Annotated in this window: 14 protein-coding genes and 1 riboswitch; all 14 genes read right to left on the bottom strand. The window is 39.9% G+C overall.

All coding sequences use genetic code 11. The annotated features are described in order from the left end of the window. Nucleotides 1-259: 259 nt before the first annotated feature. The 14 genes from icmF to B3D98_RS02220 all read right to left on the bottom strand — a co-directional run bounded on the left by icmF (nucleotide 260) and on the right by B3D98_RS02220 (nucleotide 19,509). Nucleotides 260-3,508, bottom strand: a complete 3,249-nt coding sequence (icmF, locus tag B3D98_RS02155; protein WP_048393735.1) for a fused isobutyryl-CoA mutase/GTPase IcmF — start codon at nucleotides 3,506-3,508, stop codon at nucleotides 260-262. A 90-nt stretch (nucleotides 3,509-3,598) separates the two neighbouring features. Further along, nucleotides 3,599-4,231, bottom strand: a complete 633-nt coding sequence (locus B3D98_RS02160) for a TetR/AcrR family transcriptional regulator (RefSeq protein WP_048393737.1) — start codon at nucleotides 4,229-4,231, stop codon at nucleotides 3,599-3,601. Nucleotides 4,232-4,234: 3 nt separating this feature from the next. Continuing rightward, nucleotides 4,235-5,371 (bottom strand): acyl-CoA dehydrogenase, encoded by a 1,137-nt coding sequence (locus tag B3D98_RS02165; RefSeq protein WP_016993589.1) that lies wholly within the window; start codon nucleotides 5,369-5,371, stop codon nucleotides 4,235-4,237. Between the two features lie 167 nt (nucleotides 5,372-5,538). Further along, nucleotides 5,539-6,675: an acyl-CoA dehydrogenase gene (locus B3D98_RS02170; protein WP_054548564.1), complete on the bottom strand. Its 1,137-nt coding sequence runs from the start codon at nucleotides 6,673-6,675 to the stop codon at nucleotides 5,539-5,541. 59 nt (nucleotides 6,676-6,734) lie between these two features. Next, nucleotides 6,735-7,586 (bottom strand): 3-hydroxybutyryl-CoA dehydrogenase, encoded by an 852-nt coding sequence (locus B3D98_RS02175; RefSeq protein ID WP_103117416.1) that lies wholly within the window; start codon nucleotides 7,584-7,586, stop codon nucleotides 6,735-6,737. Beyond that, the gene (locus B3D98_RS02180; RefSeq protein ID WP_103117415.1) at nucleotides 7,586-8,791 is read right to left on the bottom strand and encodes an acetyl-CoA C-acetyltransferase; all 1,206 of its coding nucleotides are present in this window, start codon (nucleotides 8,789-8,791) and stop codon (nucleotides 7,586-7,588) included. Before B3D98_RS02180 ends, B3D98_RS02175 begins: the two co-directional genes overlap by 1 nt. Before the next feature lie 196 nt (nucleotides 8,792-8,987). Further along, a complete protein-coding gene (locus tag B3D98_RS02185; protein WP_066036946.1) occupies nucleotides 8,988-11,219 on the bottom strand; it encodes a heterodisulfide reductase-related iron-sulfur binding cluster in 2,232 nt (743 codons plus the stop codon). Nucleotides 11,220-11,579: 360 nt separating this feature from the next. Then, nucleotides 11,580-12,143 (bottom strand): cob(I)yrinic acid a,c-diamide adenosyltransferase, encoded by a 564-nt coding sequence (locus tag B3D98_RS02190; protein WP_004231536.1) that lies wholly within the window; start codon nucleotides 12,141-12,143, stop codon nucleotides 11,580-11,582. Between the two features lie 12 nt (nucleotides 12,144-12,155). Next, entirely contained in the window at nucleotides 12,156-13,616 is a 1,461-nt protein-coding gene (locus tag B3D98_RS02195; protein ID WP_281216973.1) for an adenosylcobinamide amidohydrolase, read from the bottom strand. Next, a complete protein-coding gene (locus B3D98_RS02200) occupies nucleotides 13,613-14,614 on the bottom strand; it encodes a FecCD family ABC transporter permease (RefSeq protein ID WP_048393748.1) in 1,002 nt (333 codons plus the stop codon). Before B3D98_RS02200 ends, B3D98_RS02195 begins: the two co-directional genes overlap by 4 nt. Beyond that, nucleotides 14,611-15,579, bottom strand: a complete 969-nt coding sequence (locus tag B3D98_RS02205) for an ABC transporter substrate-binding protein (RefSeq protein ID WP_288580112.1) — start codon at nucleotides 15,577-15,579, stop codon at nucleotides 14,611-14,613. Before B3D98_RS02205 ends, B3D98_RS02200 begins: the two co-directional genes overlap by 4 nt. 136 nt (nucleotides 15,580-15,715) lie before the next feature. Continuing rightward, nucleotides 15,716-15,898, bottom strand: a riboswitch (cobalamin riboswitch). Between the two features lie 57 nt (nucleotides 15,899-15,955). Further along, entirely contained in the window at nucleotides 15,956-17,623 is a 1,668-nt protein-coding gene (locus B3D98_RS02210) for an acyl-CoA dehydrogenase family protein (RefSeq protein WP_288580114.1), read from the bottom strand. Nucleotide 17,624: 1 nt separating this feature from the next. Beyond that, nucleotides 17,625-19,127 carry a class I adenylate-forming enzyme family protein gene (locus B3D98_RS02215; RefSeq protein WP_288580117.1) on the bottom strand — a complete coding sequence of 501 codons (1,503 nt, stop codon included), beginning with the start codon at nucleotides 19,125-19,127 and terminating at the stop codon, nucleotides 17,625-17,627. Further along, nucleotides 19,120-19,509 carry a MerR family transcriptional regulator gene (locus B3D98_RS02220; RefSeq protein ID WP_054548583.1) on the bottom strand — a complete coding sequence of 130 codons (390 nt, stop codon included), beginning with the start codon at nucleotides 19,507-19,509 and terminating at the stop codon, nucleotides 19,120-19,122. Before B3D98_RS02220 ends, B3D98_RS02215 begins: the two co-directional genes overlap by 8 nt. Nucleotides 19,510-19,714: the final 205 nt, after the last annotated feature.

Consider the following 19,714-nt stretch of genomic DNA (forward strand, 5'->3'; position numbering starts at 1 on the left):
CCAAGATAAAACAAATAGACAGATAATAGTAGTAAAGGAATAGCGCCAATTTGCTTATTATACAGGAAAATGGCTCCCAATACTAAAGCTAATATAATTATGTAGTGAATAGCTGATTTCATCCTCTACTGCGCCTCCCCTTTTTTTACATTTCTATTATAACGAAAATAAAAAGAAGTGCCTAATCTTAAGACTAGACACTAGAAATTAGAGAAGCATGATACTTGAATAGAAAACAAGAAGTTTTGATCAACCTTGCTTACATATTACGACGATATTGTCCGCCAACTTCATATAAAGCTTTTGTAATTTGTCCTAAACTTGCTACTTTTACTGACTCCATCAGCTCAGCAAAAATATTACCATTATTGACAGCCACTTCTTGTAGACGTGCAATCGCAGCTTCACTTTCCTCTTCATGGGCTTTCCAAAAAGCTTGTAAATTACGAATTTGTGTCTCTTTTTCTTCTGTCGATGCACGTGCGATTTCCATATTATCTATATCAGCATCTGAAGGTGGATTTGGGTTCAAGTAAGTATTAACACCAATGATTGGTAACTCCCCTGAATGTTTTAACATTTCGTAGTACATAGATTCTTCTTGAATTTTACCACGTTGGTATTGCGTTTCCATAGCACCTAACACACCGCCACGATCATTAATACGATCAAACTCTTCAAGAACCGCTTCTTCCACAAGATCTGTTAATTCTTCAACAATAAACGCGCCTTGTAGTGGGTTTTCATTTTTTGCTAAACCATGCTCTTTTGTAATAATCATTTGAATTGCCATAGCACGTCTTACAGATTCCTCCGTAGGTGTAGTAATGGCCTCATCGTAGGCGTTTGTATGCAATGAGTTACAGTTATCTTGTAATGCCATTAAAGCCTGTAATGTTGTACGAATATCATTAAAATCAATCTCTTGTGCGTGTAAACTACGCCCAGACGTTTGAATGTGATACTTTAGCTTTTGAGCGCGCTCATTAGCACCGTATTTATCACGCATTACAATAGCCCAAATACGTCGTGCCACACGACCGATTACTGTATACTCTGGATCTAGTCCATTTGAGAAGAAGAATGATAAATTTGGTGCAAAGTCATTGATATTCATGCCACGACTTAAATAATACTCTACATACGTAAAACCATTAGCTAAGGTGAAGGCTAATTGGGAAATAGGGTTTGCTCCAGCTTCCGCAATATGATAACCAGAAATGGAAACAGAATAATAGTTACGTACTTTATGGTCTATAAAGTATTGCTGAATATCGCCCATCATACGCAAAGCAAACTCTGTTGAGAAAATGCATGTATTCTGGCCCTGATCTTCTTTTAAAATATCAGCTTGTACTGTTCCACGTACAACTTGCAATGTTTTTTCACGTGTCTCGGTAAACTCTTCAACTGTCAAAGTTCGTCCTAGCTCTTGCTCACGTAATTGAACTTGTTGATCGATTGCTGTATTCATAAACATTGCTAAAATAATAGGTGCTGGTCCATTAATAGTCATTGATACAGATGTAGACGGTGCACATAAATCAAAGCCTGCGTAAAGTTTTTTCATATCTTCTAGTGTACAGATCGATACACCTGATTCTCCAACCTTACCGTAAATATCTGGACGGTAATCTGGGTCTTCCCCATACAAGGTTACAGAATCAAAAGCTGTAGATAAACGTTTTGCATCATCATCTTTTGATAAATAATGGAAGCGTTTATTTGTACGTTCTGGTGTTCCCTCGCCAGCAAATTGACGCTTCGGATCTTCACCCTCACGTTTGAATTGGAATACACCCGCCGTATATGGGAATTCGCCAGGAACATTTTCTTTATAAACCCAACGCAAGATTTCCCCATAGTCTTCAAACTTCGGTAATGCTACTTTTGGAATTTTCGTGCCAGAAAGACTAGTTGTTTTTAAGATGGTACGAATTTCTTTATCGCGAACTTTAGTCACAAACTCATCGCCAGCATACGCTTCTTTTAATGCCTGCCAATTATCCAATATACGCTTGGATTCTGCTGTTAATTCATCTCTAACACCTTCTGCTAAAGAAGTAAGCGATGCCACAAGCACATCATCTGGAGCTTTTTCTTGGACAGCTGCAATAGCACCTTCTAATTGGAATAGTCGACGAGCAAATGCCACCTGCTGCTCAGTTTTTTTATGATAGCCACGGACAGTGTCCGTAATCTCACGTAAATAATAACGGCGATCGTTTGGAATGATAACATCTTGCTTTTGCGTTTTCGCAAATTGCTCATAGCTTGTTTCCCAATTAAAACCTGTTTTTTCGTTAATTATTTTAACGAGGGCGGCGAATAACGCATTTGTGCCTTTGTCATTAAACTGGCTAGCTATTGTACCGTAGACTGGCATGTTATCAAGTGATTCATCCCAAAGCTCGCGGGAACGTTGATATTGTTTTTGTACTTGTCGAAGGGCGTCCTCTGAGCCTTTTCGCTCAAATTTATTGATCGCAATAACATCTGCAAAGTCAATCATATCAATTTTCTCAAGTTGTGTAGGTGCACCGAATTCGCTTGTCATGACATACATAGATAGATCCGTGTATTTAGTAATTTCGGCATCACCTTGACCAATTCCACTTGTTTCTACGATGATTAAGTCATAACCTGCTACACGTACTACATCTAGCACATCACCAATTGATGCAGATAATTCTGTACGTGAGCCACGTGTTGCTAAACTACGCATATAAACACGGTTATTAAAAATAGCGTTCATGCGAATACGATCCCCAAGCAATGCTCCACCCGTTTTTTGCTTTGTTGGATCGACTGATAGAATGGCTACACGTTTATCTGGGAATTCTTTTAGGAAGCGGCGAATCAGTTCATCCGTTAAGGATGATTTCCCTGCACCACCTGTTCCCGTAATCCCCATTACTGGCGTACCTTTTGAAAGCTTTCTTGCCTCTGCTAGCATTTCTTTCGTAGCTTCATCGTCATTTGACTCAGCTGCTGTTATTAGATTGGCTAAAATTTCAGGCGTCTCTGTCGTTAAAGACTTTAATTTCTCTAAATAATTACCTGTTGCAGTAGGAAAATCTGTACCTTTAATTTGTTCATTAATCATTCCCTGTAGCCCTAAAACACGGCCATCCTCTGGTGAGAATATCCCTGCAATGCCATACGTATGAAGCTCTTTAATTTCACGAGGTAAAATAACTCCTCCACCACCGCCATAAATTTTAATATGTGGTGCTCCTTTTTCACGCAGTAAATCATACATATATTTAAAGTATTCCATATGTCCGCCTTGATAAGAAGAAACCGCAATCCCTTGTGCATCTTCTTGTATCGCAGCATTCACGACTTCTTCAACAGAACGATTATGACCTAAATGGATTACTTCTACACCGCTCGATTGTAAAATGCGTCGCATAATATTGACTGAAGCATCATGTCCATCAAAAAGACTCGATGCTGTCACAAAACGTACGTGATTTTTTGGACGATATACTTCTACCTTTGTCATATGAAATCCCCACTTTCTCCCCTTATTGAATAAAAAAAGCCGGCATTGCAATATCGCTATATGCAATTGCCGACAAACCCCTTACAAATATTAAAACCCCTTTATGCCTGAAATGAACAAGGTGATTTGCATGTCAATGAATTCGTCTATTGAATGCTGACGATGTAAAGCCCATTTGCGAAACGCCCAGCTTTGTCCTGAAACAACTAAGTTATTGGCTGCTAAATGGATTTGCTTCTCTGTCATAGTTAGTTCGCCAGACTGGACACATCGCTGTAACAAGCGTTCAAATGTGGCAACCATTTCAAACTCTTTACTAAAAACATAGCGTTGTGCTTCTTTTGACAATGATTTTGTTTCTTGATACATGATTGTTAGCTCATCAACCATACTATCGATTTGCAGGAAGTATTCCCGAATCATTTCTTTTAACTCATCAATAGTTCCTGCTTTAATCTCATAACTTGAAAGACGCTCCATTGCATGGTGATAGATACTGTCACAAACAAGGTATAGAACATCTTCCTTCGTTCGGATGTATTCATACAAAGTACCGATACTAAAGCCAGCAGCTTTTGCAATTTCTCTCGTCGTGGCACGGTGAAAGCCTTTTTCTTTAAATAGCTTAATAGCTCCTTGAATCATTTGTTCACGACGAATGGCGATTAGATTTTCATCTTTTACGGTTGACTGTACTTGGGGCCTTTTATCTTTATCAGTCATCAATTATTTCGTTAGCATACGCGAGATAACAAGACGTTGAATCTCCTGCGTACCTTCGTAAATTTGTGTAATTTTAGCATCACGCATAAAGCGCTCTACAGGGTAATCTTTTGTATAACCATAGCCACCAAATACTTGAACCGCCTCTGTCGTTACACTCATTGCTGTATCGCCAGCCATTAATTTCGCCATTGCAGATGCCTTACCATATGGTAGGTTATTAGATTCTAACCATGCCGCTTGGTATGTAAGAAGTCGAGAAGCCTCAATTTGAGTTGCCATATCGGCTAATTTAAAGGAAATGCCTTGATTTGCAGTGATCGGTTTACCAAATTGCACACGTTCTTTGGCATAGTCAACTGCTGCATCGAGTGCTCCTTGTGCAATTCCTACTGCTTGAGCCGCAATACCATTACGTCCACCATCTAGTGTCGTCATGGCAATCTTAAAGCCTTCCCCTTCAGCCCCTAATAGATTTTCCTTTGGAACACGACAGTTATCAAAAATAATCTCTGTTGTTGGAGATGAACGAATTCCTAATTTCTTTTCTTTCTTCCCTACAGAGAAACCTTCAAATCCAGCTTCCACGATAAATGCGGATGTGCCATGTTTTGCTTCTGGGTCTGTTACTGCAAATACAATATATGTATCTGCTACTCCACCGTTCGTAATAAAGATTTTTGAGCCATTTAAAATATAATCATCGCCATCACGTTTTGCATAAGTTTTCATGCCACCCGCATCAGAGCCAGAGCCAGGTTCTGTTAAACCATATGCACCAATATGTTTGCCTTCAGCCATTGGACGAAGGTATTTTTGTTTTTGTTCTTCTGTACCGAACTTGTAAAGTGGCCAACCTGCCAGTGAAGTATGTGCAGATAAAGTTACACCAGTCGAAGCACAAACACGTGAAAGTTCCTCAACAGCTATGACATATGCAAGGTAATCAAATCCTGCACCACCATATTCCTCAGGCCATGGAATACCAGTAAGCCCAAGCTCCGCCATTTTGTCGAAAATCGCACGGTCAAATTCTTCATTTTCGTCACGTTCAGCAGCTGTTGGCGCCACTTCATTTATAGCAAAATCACGAATCATTTCACGTAATTGTTCATGCTCTTCTGTTAACTGAAAGTTCATTGTCCATTTCCCCTTTTTAGTTAGACTCTGTTTTGTGTTACCTGATTATTGTTAGGTTGGATTGAGCGGTTTTGCCTTATTTCAGAGCAGTTCTACACCCTTTATAAACGTTTTTCCCTCACTCTTGAACGGTTTCCATCACTTTGTACCATTCGCAATATCAGGCTTTATTTCAGTAAATGTTTACTAATGACTAGTCGTTGAATTTCACTTGTACCTTCATAGATTTCTGTCACCTTTGCATCGCGGAAATAGCGCTCTACTGGATAATCTTCCGTATAGCCGTAGCCGCCAAATATTTGAACAGCCTCTATTGCCGTTTGTACCGCGGTTCGTGATGAGAAAAGTTTAGCCATTGAAGCTTCTGCTCCACATGGTAAACCTTTTGCACGTAAATCGGCTGCACGATAGACTAACAGTTTTGCAGATTCAACAGCCGTTGCCATATCCGCAAGCTTAAAGCCAATACCTTGTTGTGCGGCAATCGGCTTACCAAATTGAATGCGTTCTTTAGCATAAGCAGTAGACGCCTCTAGTGCCGCCTCAGCAATTCCTAACGCCTGTGCCGCAATGCCGATTCGTCCAACATCTAAATTGGCCATCGCAATTTTAAAGCCTTCTCCCTCTTCCCCAAGTAGGTTGTCGGCTGGAATGCGACAATTATCGAATGTCAGCTGAACTGTACGTGAGCCGTGTAAGCCCATCTTATGCTCATCTTTTCCGATGATTAAACCAGGTGTTCCCTTTTCAACAATAAATGCTGAGATACCCTTTGTTTTTTCAGCTGGGTTAGTAGATGCGAATACAATATACACATCAGCTTCTCCACCATTTGTAATAAATACTTTGGAGCCGTTAATCACATATTCATTGCCATCACGCACTGCCTTTGACTGTAAAGAGCCAGCGTCTGAGCCTGCACTTGGTTCTGTTAAACAAAATGCACCTAAATATTCGCCTGTTGCAAGCTTTGGTACATAACGTTTCTTTTGTTCGTCATTCCCAAAGTAAATAATTGGATTCGTTCCAACTGAAGTATGGACGGATAAAATAACACCCATTACAGCGCTTACTTTTGATAGTTCATTAATCGCAATAATATAAGATGTAAAATCCATACCAGAGCCACCTAAGTCTTCTGGAGTCGTAATCCCCATTAAGCCAAGTTCACCCATTTGCTGTAGAAGCTCACGTGGAAATTCTCCCGCTTCCATTCGCTCCACCCATGGTTGAATTTTTTCCTGAGCAAATTGACGAACCATATCGCGCATCATAATTTGCTCATCTGTAAATTGCAAATGCATCTATAATGTCACCCCTCTAAGTTGTCCCGAAACATCTAAATAACCCCATCCCCATAGGATTATTCGTAAACGTAAAAACCTCTTCCTGATTTCTTACCTAACCAGCCAGCTGCAACGTATTTACGTAGCAGTGGGCAAGGGCGATATTTACTGTCTCCAAGACCCTCATGTAAAATTTCCATGATGTAAAGACAAGTATCTAAACCAATGAAGTCTGCCAATGTTAATGGCCCCATCGGATGATTCATACCAAGCTTCATCACATCATCAATTGCTTCTTTTGTTGCCACACCTTCGTAAAGTGCGTAAATCGCTTCATTAATCATCGGTAGTAGGATTCGGTTTGAAATAAATCCTGGGAAATCATTCACTTCTACTGGTGTTTTCGATAATTTAACCGTCATCTCTTCGACAGCTTTGTACACTTCATCTGTTGTTGCTAAACCTCGAATGATTTCAACAAGTTTCATAACTGGTACAGGGTTCATAAAATGCATACCAATTACTTGCTCTGGACGCTTTGTTACTGCTGCAATTTCTGTAATAGGCAGTGAAGATGTATTCGTAGCTAAAATAGCATGTGCTGGCGCAATGCTATCAAGTTGCTTAAAGATGGATTGCTTAATTTCCATATTTTCCACAGCTGCTTCAATGATAATATCTACATCACTAGCATCTTGTAAATCTAGCGACATACTAATTCGACTTAGAACAGCAGCCTTCTCATCTTCAGTTTTACGACCCTTTTCTACATCACGTGATAAATTTTTCGTAATAACCCCTAATCCACGCTCGAAAAATTCTTGTTTGATATCGTTCAATTTCACATCAAAGCCTGCTTGTGCACAAACTTGGGCAATACCAGAGCCCATTTGCCCTGCACCAATGACCATTACCTTTTGAATTCCCATTAGTTCAGTCCCCCTGTTTTTGGTACTTCAATCATAATTGCATCACCTTGGCCGCCGCCTGAACAAATTGCGGCAATGCCAATGCCACCGCCACGACGCTTCAATTCCTGTGCAAGTGTTAATATTATACGTGCACCAGATGCCCCAATCGGATGACCTAAAGCAACTGCACCGCCATTAACATTCACTTTTTCTGCATCTAAATCTGCCAACTGCTTGCTGACTAAAGCTACCGCTGCAAAGGCTTCATTGATTTCAATTAAATCAATATCTGCTAATGATTTGTTAGTCTTTTTCAGTAATTTATTAATAACAAGACCTGGTGTTTGCGGGAAGTTTTCTGGCTCAAGCGCAAGTTCTTCGTGACCAATGATTACTGCCAATGGTTCTCTACCTTCACGTTTTGCACGTTCTTCACTCATAACGACAAGTGCACATGCACCGTCGTTAACCCCAGGTGCATTACCTGCTGTAATCGTGCCATCCTTGTCAAAAGCTGGTTTTAGCTTCGCCAGTACTTCCAAAGACGTCCCTGCTCTTGGTGCCTCATCTGTATCAACAATAAGTGGTGCACCTTTTCGTTGAGGAATCTCCACTGGTACGATTTCTTCAGCGAAGTAACCTTTTTCAATTGCGGCTAACGCGCGTTCATGACTGCGTACTGACCAAGTGTCCTGTTCTTCCCGGCTTAGCGAGAACTCTTTAGCTGTTGCATTACCATAGCTACCCATATGTGGTCTTGCTTTATCGAAAGCACATGTTAAGCCGTCATATAGCATGCCATCTACCATTGTAGAATCTCCCATACGCAAACCATTTCGACCATTCAGAAGATAATATGGTGCATTGGACATAGATTCCATGCCACCCGCAATAATCACTTCTTCGTCCCCTAAACGAATCAATTGATCTGCTAATGTCACCGCACGCATCCCTGAAGCACAAACTTTATTGATTGTTTCTGTTTTTACTGCTGTTGGTAAATTGGCCTTCAGCGCAGCCTGTCGAGAAGGAATTTGCCCCTGTCCCCCTTGTAAAACAGAACCTAAAATTACCTCATCCACTTGCTCAGGTGCAAGATTTGCCTTCTCTAATGCCCCTTTAATGGCAATCGCACCTAAATCACTTGCATGTAATGCTGATAATGAACCTCCAAATTTACCAAACACAGTTCTTGCTCCTGCTAAAATTACAGCTCTATTCAAGTAAAACACCCCTTTTGTTTTACGTTCTCGATGAAGATGCAAAGCATTATTGACTGAACGCTCGCTCGACTTCTATCGAGGAAAAATGGGAGTTTACTATCTCAACTCCCATTCCCATTTAATCTTATTCTACAAAACAATTTTTTATTGTGCAATTTATATTTTTCAGATAACTAAAATATTTCTGCAATAGCAATCATTTTTCTGCGTTCGCTTCCGTATTCTCGTCTTGTTGAACATTTTCTATAGACGCTACCACTTCTTCGTATGTTTCTTCTGTTTCTTCGGAAGAAGGATTAACTGCCTTTACTTTTTCACCGAACACAGAACGTTCTAGTAATTCTGCAACATCAAATGTTCCAATAGAGTCTTCAACCTCTTTAGCCTTTGTACCATCCTCTAGCATTGTTAGGCAGTAAGGACAGCCTGATGAAATAACTGATGCATTTGTTGCAAGAGCCTGTTCTGTTCGCGCTACGTTTATGCGATTTCCTACATGCTCTTCCATCCACATTAATCCACCACCAGCTCCACAGCACATCGCTGTTTCGCGATTACGTTCCATTTCAACAAGCTTCACGCCAGGGATTCCTCGAAGGATCTCACGTGGGGCATCGTACACATCATTGTAGCGGCCTAAATAACAGGAATCATGGAAAACAATCGTTTCATGAACCTCATAGTTTAGAGCTAGACGATTTTCCTCAATCAACTGATTTAATAACTCAGTGTGATGATACACTTCACCTTTCCAGCCAAAGTCTTGATATTCATTTTTAAAGATATTGTAGGCATGAGGATCGATTGTTACAATTTTCTTCACGTCATTTTTCTCAAACTCATCAATATTTGCTGTAGCTAGCTCTTGGAATAAGAATTCATTCCCTAAACGACGAGGTGTATCCCCAGAGTTTTTCTCTTTATTACCTAAGATTGCAAACTTCACACCAGCCTCGTTTAATAGACGACAGAATGCTAAAGCGATTTTTTGAGAGCGGTTGTCGAAAGCTCCCATCGAACCAACCCAGAATAAATACTCCATTTCCTCGCCAGATTTTTTCAGCTCTTTTACAGTTGGAATTTGGATTGTTGGATCTAGATCACGCCAATTTTCTTTTTCCTTGCGGTTTAGGCCCCAAGGATTACCTTGTCGTTCGATATTCGTCATTGCACGTTGAGCATCAGGATTTACTTTCCCTTCAGTCATTGTTAGATAACGACGTAGATCAATAATTTTATCAACATGCTCATTCATTACAGGGCATTGATCCTCACAGTTACGACATGTCGTACAAGCCCAAATTTCCTCTTCTGTAATGACATCGCCAATTAAAGATGGGCTGTAGATATCCTCAATTACAGCACCTTCAGCACCAGCTGCAATTGCAAGCTGGTTACCCTTTGTATTGGCAAAGAATTGATAAGGCACCCATGGTTTTTGTTTTGTTACGACTGCGCCCGTAAATGTTAAATGGTCACGCAATTTTACGATTAAATCCATAGGAGACAGCATTTTTCCTGTTCCTGTTGCTGGACACATGTTTGTACAACGTCCGCATTCTACACAAGAATATAGATCAAGCATTTGCTTTTGTGTGAAGTCCTGTATGCGTCCTACCCCAATAGAAGGCATATCCTCTTCGCTTTCAGCATTTTCTCCAGCTTCTTCCAAGGCCTCAAAATCAATTGGTGTTAATGTACCCGTACGATCTAATCGATTCATGTAAACATTAAGTGGACTGACAATTAAATGGAAATGTTTAGACTGCGGTACGTATACAAGGAATGTTAATAGAATTAAAAGGTGTGCCCACCACATTACATAAAACACACCAGCGGCAACTGATGTAGGTAGGAAGCCAAAAATAGCAGCAATACTTGAAGCAACTGGCTCCGTATAAGTTAATCCCTCACCATGCCAAATTAATCCCATACCATTAGCGATTAATGTAGATACCATTAACCCACCAATGAAAATTAATACAAGGCCGTTTTTCCATCCTCGTTTTAGACGCACTAGCTTTTCAACATAGCGGCGGTAAAATGCCCACACTACCGCGACTAAAATCATTAAAACCACCAGTTCTTGGAAGAATGTAAAGACACCATAGAAAATGCCTAGTGGCAGATGTGACTCTGGTGCTAGTCCTTTCCAAATTAAATCAATGGCCCCTAACTGTACCATCAAAAATCCATAGAAAAACATAACATGTATTAAACCACTCTTTGGATCCTTTAATAGCTTATTTTGACCAAATACATTGACCATAATATAACGAAGTCGTTCTTTAACACTTTCATCAAACTCAACCTTTTTCCCCAATTGCACATACTTATAGCGTGTTTTTAACAGGTAGAAGAACAATCCTACTGCATAAAGCACAACCACGACTGTTAAGACAATGTTAGCAATTAATAATGGACTCATGGTTGGTCCCCCCTTTAGTTTGTCGTAATTTTCTCTCTTTGTGACGAATTTGCTAGTTCAAACAGAAATGTACTTCACTTTATCATTATATTCCTATTCTAATAANNTGAGTGAGCATTCAGTCAACATAAAACGGAAATATTTCTGATAATTTTATATTCTTACATTTTACAAGAAAAAAAGCCACCCTGAATTTTTCAAAGTAGCAATTTTTACTTTCCTTAACTATTATACTTAGGGGGGTGTCGCATATTCAGTAGACTTTTGAACATCTGCTAAATTGCATATAAACCTATACCGCCCCGTAGCTTAACATCTGGAAATTCATTTTTTGTACAAAAACATTTTTTAAATCAAACTTTATTTTTTAAAAACATTCCCACTGCGAATATATTCAACATCTGCTACGTTTAAGCGAGCATTTACAACACGTGCAGCTGCAAATAAATAATCCGATAAGCGATTTAAATATTTTTGTACAACCTTTGGTACATCTTCAACTTCTTTCATAAGTGTCACCATTTCACGCTCTGCTCGGCGTGCAACCGTGCGTGCAATGTGTAAAGTTGCCGCTGCTGGTGCACCTCCTGGTAAAATAAAACGTTGTAAAGGTGGCGCTTCGTCTGATAAAGCATCTATACGAGCTTCAAGTACTTCAATCGGTTGCTCTGTTAATTTATAATGACGTTCTTTCATCACATTAGCAAGGTCTCCACCAGCATCGAACAACTCATGCTGAATTGTCTCTAGGTCTGTTAAAATATCCTTGAAAAGTGCTTGATCTAATTCACTTACGGCCTTCCCAATAAAGGAATTTAATTCATCAATTGCCCCGTATGTTTCCACACGTAAACTATCTTTATCAACCCGTCCTCCAATAAGACTTGTTTTCCCCGTATCGCCTGTTTTCGTGTAAAGCTTCATTTCTCTCATCTCCTAAAACTGGTTTTTATAATTCCTAATCGCCTGAACTGTTGTTTCATAGACACCCTTTGCAATCATTTTACCAACTTCCGTAATTGGGCCACCATACAGCATTTCTTCTCCTTTTTGAGTTGCAGCAATTAACAGACTATCTGTAGCAGTACCTGTTGCAATTGTTCCACTCCGCTCATCACGAATATTTTCTGATTGCAACGCCTTTGTTTTTGCCTCAGTTGCTGTCATCAATGCCTGAAAAAATGCCTCTTCCGATAAACAACCATTAACGATAACCCATGTATTAATAGTACCAATATATGGATCATCTTGTCTTTCATGTACTCGAGATACATCAACTGCATTGCCTACACCAGCTGTTACAGCTACGATTATACTGCCAAAAGGTGCTGAAAATTCATTGATGGCCACTAGAGCTGTTGGTACTGCTGTTAGCATAACAACAGTATTTGTAGATGAAAAATTTTCCCTTTTCAAAAATTCTTTAACTTCTCGTTTCACATCACTAATGACATAATCACCAGGAACTGAGCGATTTAATAAGCAATTATGCCAGCCAATACCTGGGTTATGAACTGCAGAAGATACGGTCTTCAGAGGAAGCTCTGATTGAAGTTGGATATATTGTTCAGTTATCGTAAAGTGCTCTTTTTTGATGACAGCTCGCTGCTGATAGTCTGTAGCTGCGGGCATCATTGTAATTTGAGGTTTTGGTATTTCAGGGTGAGCATATGTAGTCACCCGTGCTTGATAAACTTCTTCAATTTGGGAGGCAATTAATACTTCATGTGGTGCACCAAGTGCTCTCATTTGTCCGCTTTCCATCAGCAATAATTCATCACAATAAAGAGAGGCTAAATTCATATCGTGTAGTACCATAACGACTGTTAAACCACACTCCATGGCTTCCTTCCGCACCATATCTAAAATTTGACGTTGGTGTGCAATATCAAGATGATTCGTTGGTTCATCCAGCAGTAAGATTTCAGCTGTTTGAGCTAATGCCTGTGCAACAAAAACTCTTTGTTGTTCACCGCCAGATAAAAATTCCATCGGTGTATGCTCATATCGCTTTACACCTGTTTGAAGCATTGCATGTTGAACTGCCTTCTCATCTTGTGCAGACCAACTCGAGAAAAAGCCTGTTTGATGCGGGTAGCGCCCCAGTGAAACTGCCTCTCTCACACTGTTCGAGAAAGCATTTGCATGAAGCTGTGGTAATACAGCCATTTTTTTCGCCAAAGCACGAGCATTATAAGAAAGAATATTTTGTCCATCAATCGAAACGGTTCCAGCAGTAGCTGGTAAAATACCACTCATTACTTTTAATAATGTGGATTTCCCGCTACCATTCGGCCCTAGAATGCCAAGAATTTTTCCTTTTTCAACAGTAAAACTAATGTCCCTGACGATTGGTACATCTTCATAGCCACCTGATAGATGTTCAACAACAATCATGCCCGTACCCCCTTGCTTCTTCGCTGCTTATAAAAAATATAGGAGAAAACAGGTGCTCCAATAAATGCCGTAATAACACCAATTGGTAGCTCTCTTGGCACAATGATTGTTCGTGCTACTAAGTCGCAAATAATGAGTAATGTTGCACCATTGAAAAAAGATAATGGTAATAAGTGGCGATGATCAGAACCCCAAATCATCCTTGTCATATGCGGCACTACTAATCCTACAAAGCCAATTGTGCCAGAAACTGCTACAGCTGCTCCAGTTAGCATAGAGCCACCTGTTAATATCAAATATTTACTGCGCTTTACATTAACACCTAAATGTTTTGCTCGCTCTTCACCATACAACAAGACATTTAATTCTCGTCTTTGTGTCCATAGCATTATTGAACCTACAATCACAAATGGAATGATCATTTGGACATATGGCCAACCACGCATCGAAACAGAACCAAGTAGCCAGCCTATTACCTGACGTAATTCTTCACCAGATAAGGCAATCATTAATGAAATGAGGGAACCTAAAAATGAACTAAAAATAACACCTGTTAATATCAACGTTTCCATTTTTAATGAGCGGTCTACGAGTCTAGCAAAGCTCATAACAACTACCATCGTAATGATAGCACCAATCATACTGAAGATTGGCAGCGCATACAAACCGACAACAGGTATAGAAATACTAAAAAAGATCGTTAAAACAGCACCAACAGAAGCCCCTGATGAAACCCCTAGTGTATATGGATCTGCTAATGGATTTTTTAATAAACCTTGGAAAGCTGCTCCAGCAATAGCTAGAGATGCGCCTACTAGTCCCGCTAATAACACACGAGGTAAACGAATTTTCCAAAAGATATTGGCGGCTGTTTCATCAACCGCCTTATTCCACAATACTTCTAATGGAATATGAACCGAGCCTATCGCTACGCCACACCAGATGCTAATAAGAAGAAGCGTACATGTTAATGTATAGGCTAGTGCTATTTTTTTCACTTAAATACCTCAGGATAGATTGCTTTTGCTAATTCTTCTAGACCTTCAGCTAAACGTGGCCCTTGACGACTTGTCGTACTTTCATCTACCTGCACAATCGCATTATTTTTTACGGCATTAATCGTATCAAAGCCTGCACGTTTTGGTATTTTCGTTAAAATATCTGGTACATAATGATATGTCACCACGATGACATCTGGATTTTTTGCGATAATTTGTTCTGCATCAATTTTATACCAATTATCGCCATCTACAGCTACATTGTCTGCATTGATCATTTCAAGCATCGCGTTCATAAATGTACCATTGCCAGCTGTATAAATATCTGGCTCATCTGATGCTTCAACTAACACTTTTTTGGGTTCAACATCCTTGACTTTAGACAAAACTTCTTCTACTTTTGCCTTCATATTAGCGACAATTTTTTCTGCCTCTGGTAATTTCCCTGTAGCACGTCCAAGTTGCTCAATTGTTGTATATGTTTCATTAAAGTCTTGTGCATTTTTTACAACAAATACTTTCAAACCTGCTGATTCAAGCTGTGCAATAGCCTCTTCTGAAAGAGACATGCTAGATTCGTGTGAAAAAACGATATCTGGTTTTAAGGCAATAATTTTTTCAATATCGTATTCCATACCCCCAACCTTATCCTTCTCAGCTGCCTCTGGCGGATAATCGTCGTTGTCCGTAACACCAACTATTTCATCATTTAAACCTAGTCCAAAAAGGATTTCAGTATTACTCGGAATGAGTGAAACAATTTTCTCAGGAGGTGCTTCAAGTGTAATGTCCTTACCAAGGGCATCTGTTATCGTCATTGGGAATGTTGCTTCATCCACCTGTGCTGTTTCTTGCTGTGTTTGCTGCTCGTTAGATGGTTTGTTATCTTTTGCTTCCTGCCCACAAGCAGCTAGCAAGCCTACTGCTAAAAATGCTGATAATCCTATTTTCCAAAATTTCTTCATGTGAATCCTCCTTCGTTGATCCGTGCGACATTTCGCTTTACTCTACATCAAAATAAAACCCCTCATCTTTGATCGATGAGGGGGCAAAATCGCACCAAAAAACTGATACAAAATCCACCACCCTATCCTCGTAGGTTGTCATGTCGTTATAAAGGCAGGTCTCCTGGCTAGTGCTACTTGCGATTTTTCAAGCCTTCCCGAAATCTTCAGTGGCATCATTTGAAAAAACTCACACTTACAGTGGCGGGACCGCATCGGAATTACACCGATTTCCCTTTTCACTTTACTTAAGTAAAGAACCTTTATAATATTCAGTTGATTTCATTATACATGAAAATGAAAAAAGTCGCCTCCATTCAAGACGACTCCCCGGCCATTATACAATTTCAGAAAAGTATTGGACTGTTTTCATTTGAGCACCCATTTCTCTTAATGACCATGTCTGTTCTAAATAAACGTCTGCTAGTTTTTCATATTTCCCACCAAATTTATGTGCCCACTCAACCGCTATGACACTTTCATAAAGGTGAGCCATTTTTTCCGCCATACCTTTAGCTTCAAAAGTTTTCGTTGCCTCGTCTAAAGCGCTAAAAATTTGCAGTTTCACAGACATATTCGCCAATTGTTCTTTAACGATTTGTACTAGTGAGCTGTCAGCTAATTTGTCTAATCGTTCCTCCATCTCCTGTACAAACAGTTCATGAGCATGAAACTTATCTACTAAACGAATGAGTTCTAAGGCCAAAATATTAGCCGTCCCTTCCCACACCGTTAACACTTGGGCGTCTCTTAATAAGCGGGGCGTTACAAAGTCTTCTATATAGCCATTACCTCCGTGTAATTCAATTGCCTCACTAGCATAATGAACAGCTTGCTCTGCTGTTTCCTTTTTCATAATGGCAATATATAAACGATTCATAATAAGATCTTGCTGAGTTCCCTGTCCACTTGTCACTTTATCGTATAATTGGATAAGGTCAAAAACTGTCGCTACTTCCACGTGCAACTTAGCTGCAAATTTCCCTAAAGTATCCTGAATCATAGGGTACTGTGTTAAGGGCTTGCCAAATGCATGTCGATTGCTTACATAATGTTTTGCCTCTAAGAAGCCGCGACGCATAATACCAATTGAAGCGACTGCATTACAAATTCTAGAGAGATTTAGTGCTTCTAGCATATAATAAATCCCTTTATTTTGCTCCCCTACAACATAGGCAAGTGTACCATCAAATTCTACCTCACCAGAGGGAACTGCCCGAACGCCTAGCTTATCTTTCAGTCGGCGAATACGTAGATGATTTGTTGTTCCATCTTCTTTGCGCCAAGGAACTGCAAACAATGTTAAGCCTTTGGAACCTGCTGGCGCACCTTCTAGACGTGCCAATACCATCGCTACACCACACATGCCCGCATTTGATGCAAAATATTTTTCACCATATAGACGATAAGCAGTGCCATCCATTCTCGCCTCCACCACATTTGCACCTACGTCAGAGCCCCCTTGACGTTCTGTTAAAAAGGTCGCACCTTCATATAAATCTGTGTCACCTGTTGCACACACATGTGGTAAAAAACGCTGCTTTACCTCTTCATCTGCATAATGATCTAATAGATAGGCAGTTGCCATTGTCAATGTTACCGGACAATAAAAACCGGGCTCTGCATGTGATAGCAAATAACCTTGTGCAAAGCTATAAACATAATTCCCCTTGTGTCCTAGCTGCGGAATATGCTTGTGTACATAGCCTACAATCCCAGTATTATATGTCTCTTCAATCGTTTTTTTATAGCCATCATTAACCCAAACCTCCGATATCTCTTCACCATAGGCATCATATCTTTGAAGGCGAGGCTCACCCTGTCGATCTGTATGCTTTGCCCTCGTATCAATATCACCTGCACATAGCTCACCAAAATCTGTTAACTCTCGTTGGGCATAGGATAAAAACTCTTTATCTAACATCATTTCTACTATTTTTTGAAGCGTGTCATCTTCAGTAAAAAAGTTCGTAGTACGCATTGCTTCTTGTTGTAATACTTTCATGCTATCTCACCTCTTGCCCCTTTAAATTTTGTTTTAATATTTTGCCTGATGCATTGCGTGGTAGCGCTTCTACTTTTTCAAAAATACGTGGTATTTTAAACTTTGCAAGATGCTCCTCTAAATAAGCTTTCAAAGATTCCTCATGGATGTCTTGTTTAGCAGAATACACCGCCTTTACAGTTTCCCCCCATTGCGGATGTGGTACACCAATTACCGCAACCTCGAATATACCTTCAAAGCTCAATAAACAATCTTCAATTTCTTTCGGATAAATGTTGACACCTCCCGAAATAATGACATCCTTTTTACGATCTACGATCCAAATAAAACCATCTTCATCCTTGCGAGCTAGATCTCCTGTTTTTAACCAACCATCAATAAAGGCTTCATTAGTAGCTACTTCATCCTTATAGTAGCCAAGCATGTTGCCCTCACCCAACAAGACAATTTCCCCTACTTCGCCTACATTTACATCTTCTCCACTGTCATTCACAATACGCAACTCTGTACCAAGTGGCGCCCGCTGACCAATACTTCCTGCCTTTGCTTCATGCTCCTTGCCAAATAATAATGAACCACTTGGCCCTGCCTCTGTTAATCCATATACACAAGTCAAATTATTTGTGCGGAATGCCTGCTGAATGAACCGAACCTCACTTTGAGATAACGGTGCCCCACCATAGACCCACCATTTCATAGAAGACAAATCTGCCGAATGTAGCCTTGGCAGTTGTGCCGTTAATAAATAAGCAACAGGTGCACCAAAGAAATGTGTTGTTTTCTCCTTTTCAATGGAATCAATGAATAAATCGGGTGTAAAAGTTGGTGTTAATACATTTGTTGAGCCTACCAATACACCCGCCATTAAAAATAAATGTAATGGTGCAGAGTGTGTTAATGGCATCATAAGCAAAATACGGCTCTCAGACTTTACCTCCATTTCAACAGCTATCATTTGCGCCACTGTTAAAATATTACGGTAGCTAAATAACACACCCTTTGGTTTTCCTGTCGTGCCAGATGTATATAAAATCGTGGAAGGGTCATCCTCTTGTAACTGACAATCAATTGTTTGTGTACTAGCATTTTGAAGCATTGATTCATACTGATGCCATCCCACTTTTTCTTGACCTGTTTTAATTTTTAACGGAATACCGGCTAGCTGTTCAACTGCTGCAAAAATAACCTCATGTACGACAATTGCCTTTGCCTCGGCATGCTGCGCCACGTACTCTACTTCTTGCAATGTAAACTTCGCATTGACTGGCACAACGATCGCTCCAATACGCTGAATAGCAAAGTAACTGACAACAAACTCTAAAACGTTTGGCATAAAAATTAAAACCTTATCTCCCTGCTTTACTCCCTGCTCTAGTAAAGCATGACTAAAACATGTCACCTGCTTATCTAAATCTTGGTAGGTTACTCTTCTGCCATGACAAATAACGGCTTCATTTTTCGGATACTTACGGGCATTACGTGCTAATAAATTGGAACTATTCATCTTGCATCTCTCCCTTTAAAGTCGCTAATTTTTCGCTAAACATGCCATGCATTTGTTGTAACTCACGCTTCATCTGCGTCAGCTCAGCTATTTTACTGTCAATCTCTTGAATTTTTTGTTCCCCGTATTCAACCGTTCGCTCTAATTGCTGAATTCCTGAGCGATCAAAATCAAATAGTAGAACCATCTCTTTGATTTCCTCCAACGAAAATCCGTAACGCTTGCCTCTGAAAATAAGCTTGAGTTTCGCCAATTCTTTTTTGGAAAAGGTTCGTTGGTTGGTAGATGAACGATGGGGGCAAAGAAGCCCAAGTTCCTCATAATAACGAATTGTCCGCGTAGATACATTAAACTCCTTTGCTACCTCCTGAATCGTCTTCAAAACCATCTCCCCTTTCCTAATTGGCAACAGTATACCATTGACGTTAACGTAAACTTCAACAAAATTTTCGGAATTAACAGAAAAATAAAGTTTGGGACAGCTAATTTCCCACGTTTTATCCGTTTCTTTTGTCTTTCTATCCAACACATTCGGAACTTTATCTCTCATATTCAGCCTTCTATCCATTAATCAGAACCACCAGTCT

This window comes from Lysinibacillus sp. UBA5994 (assembly GCF_002429725.1).
Lineage (GTDB): Bacteria > Bacillota > Bacilli > Bacillales_A > Planococcaceae > Lysinibacillus > Lysinibacillus capsici.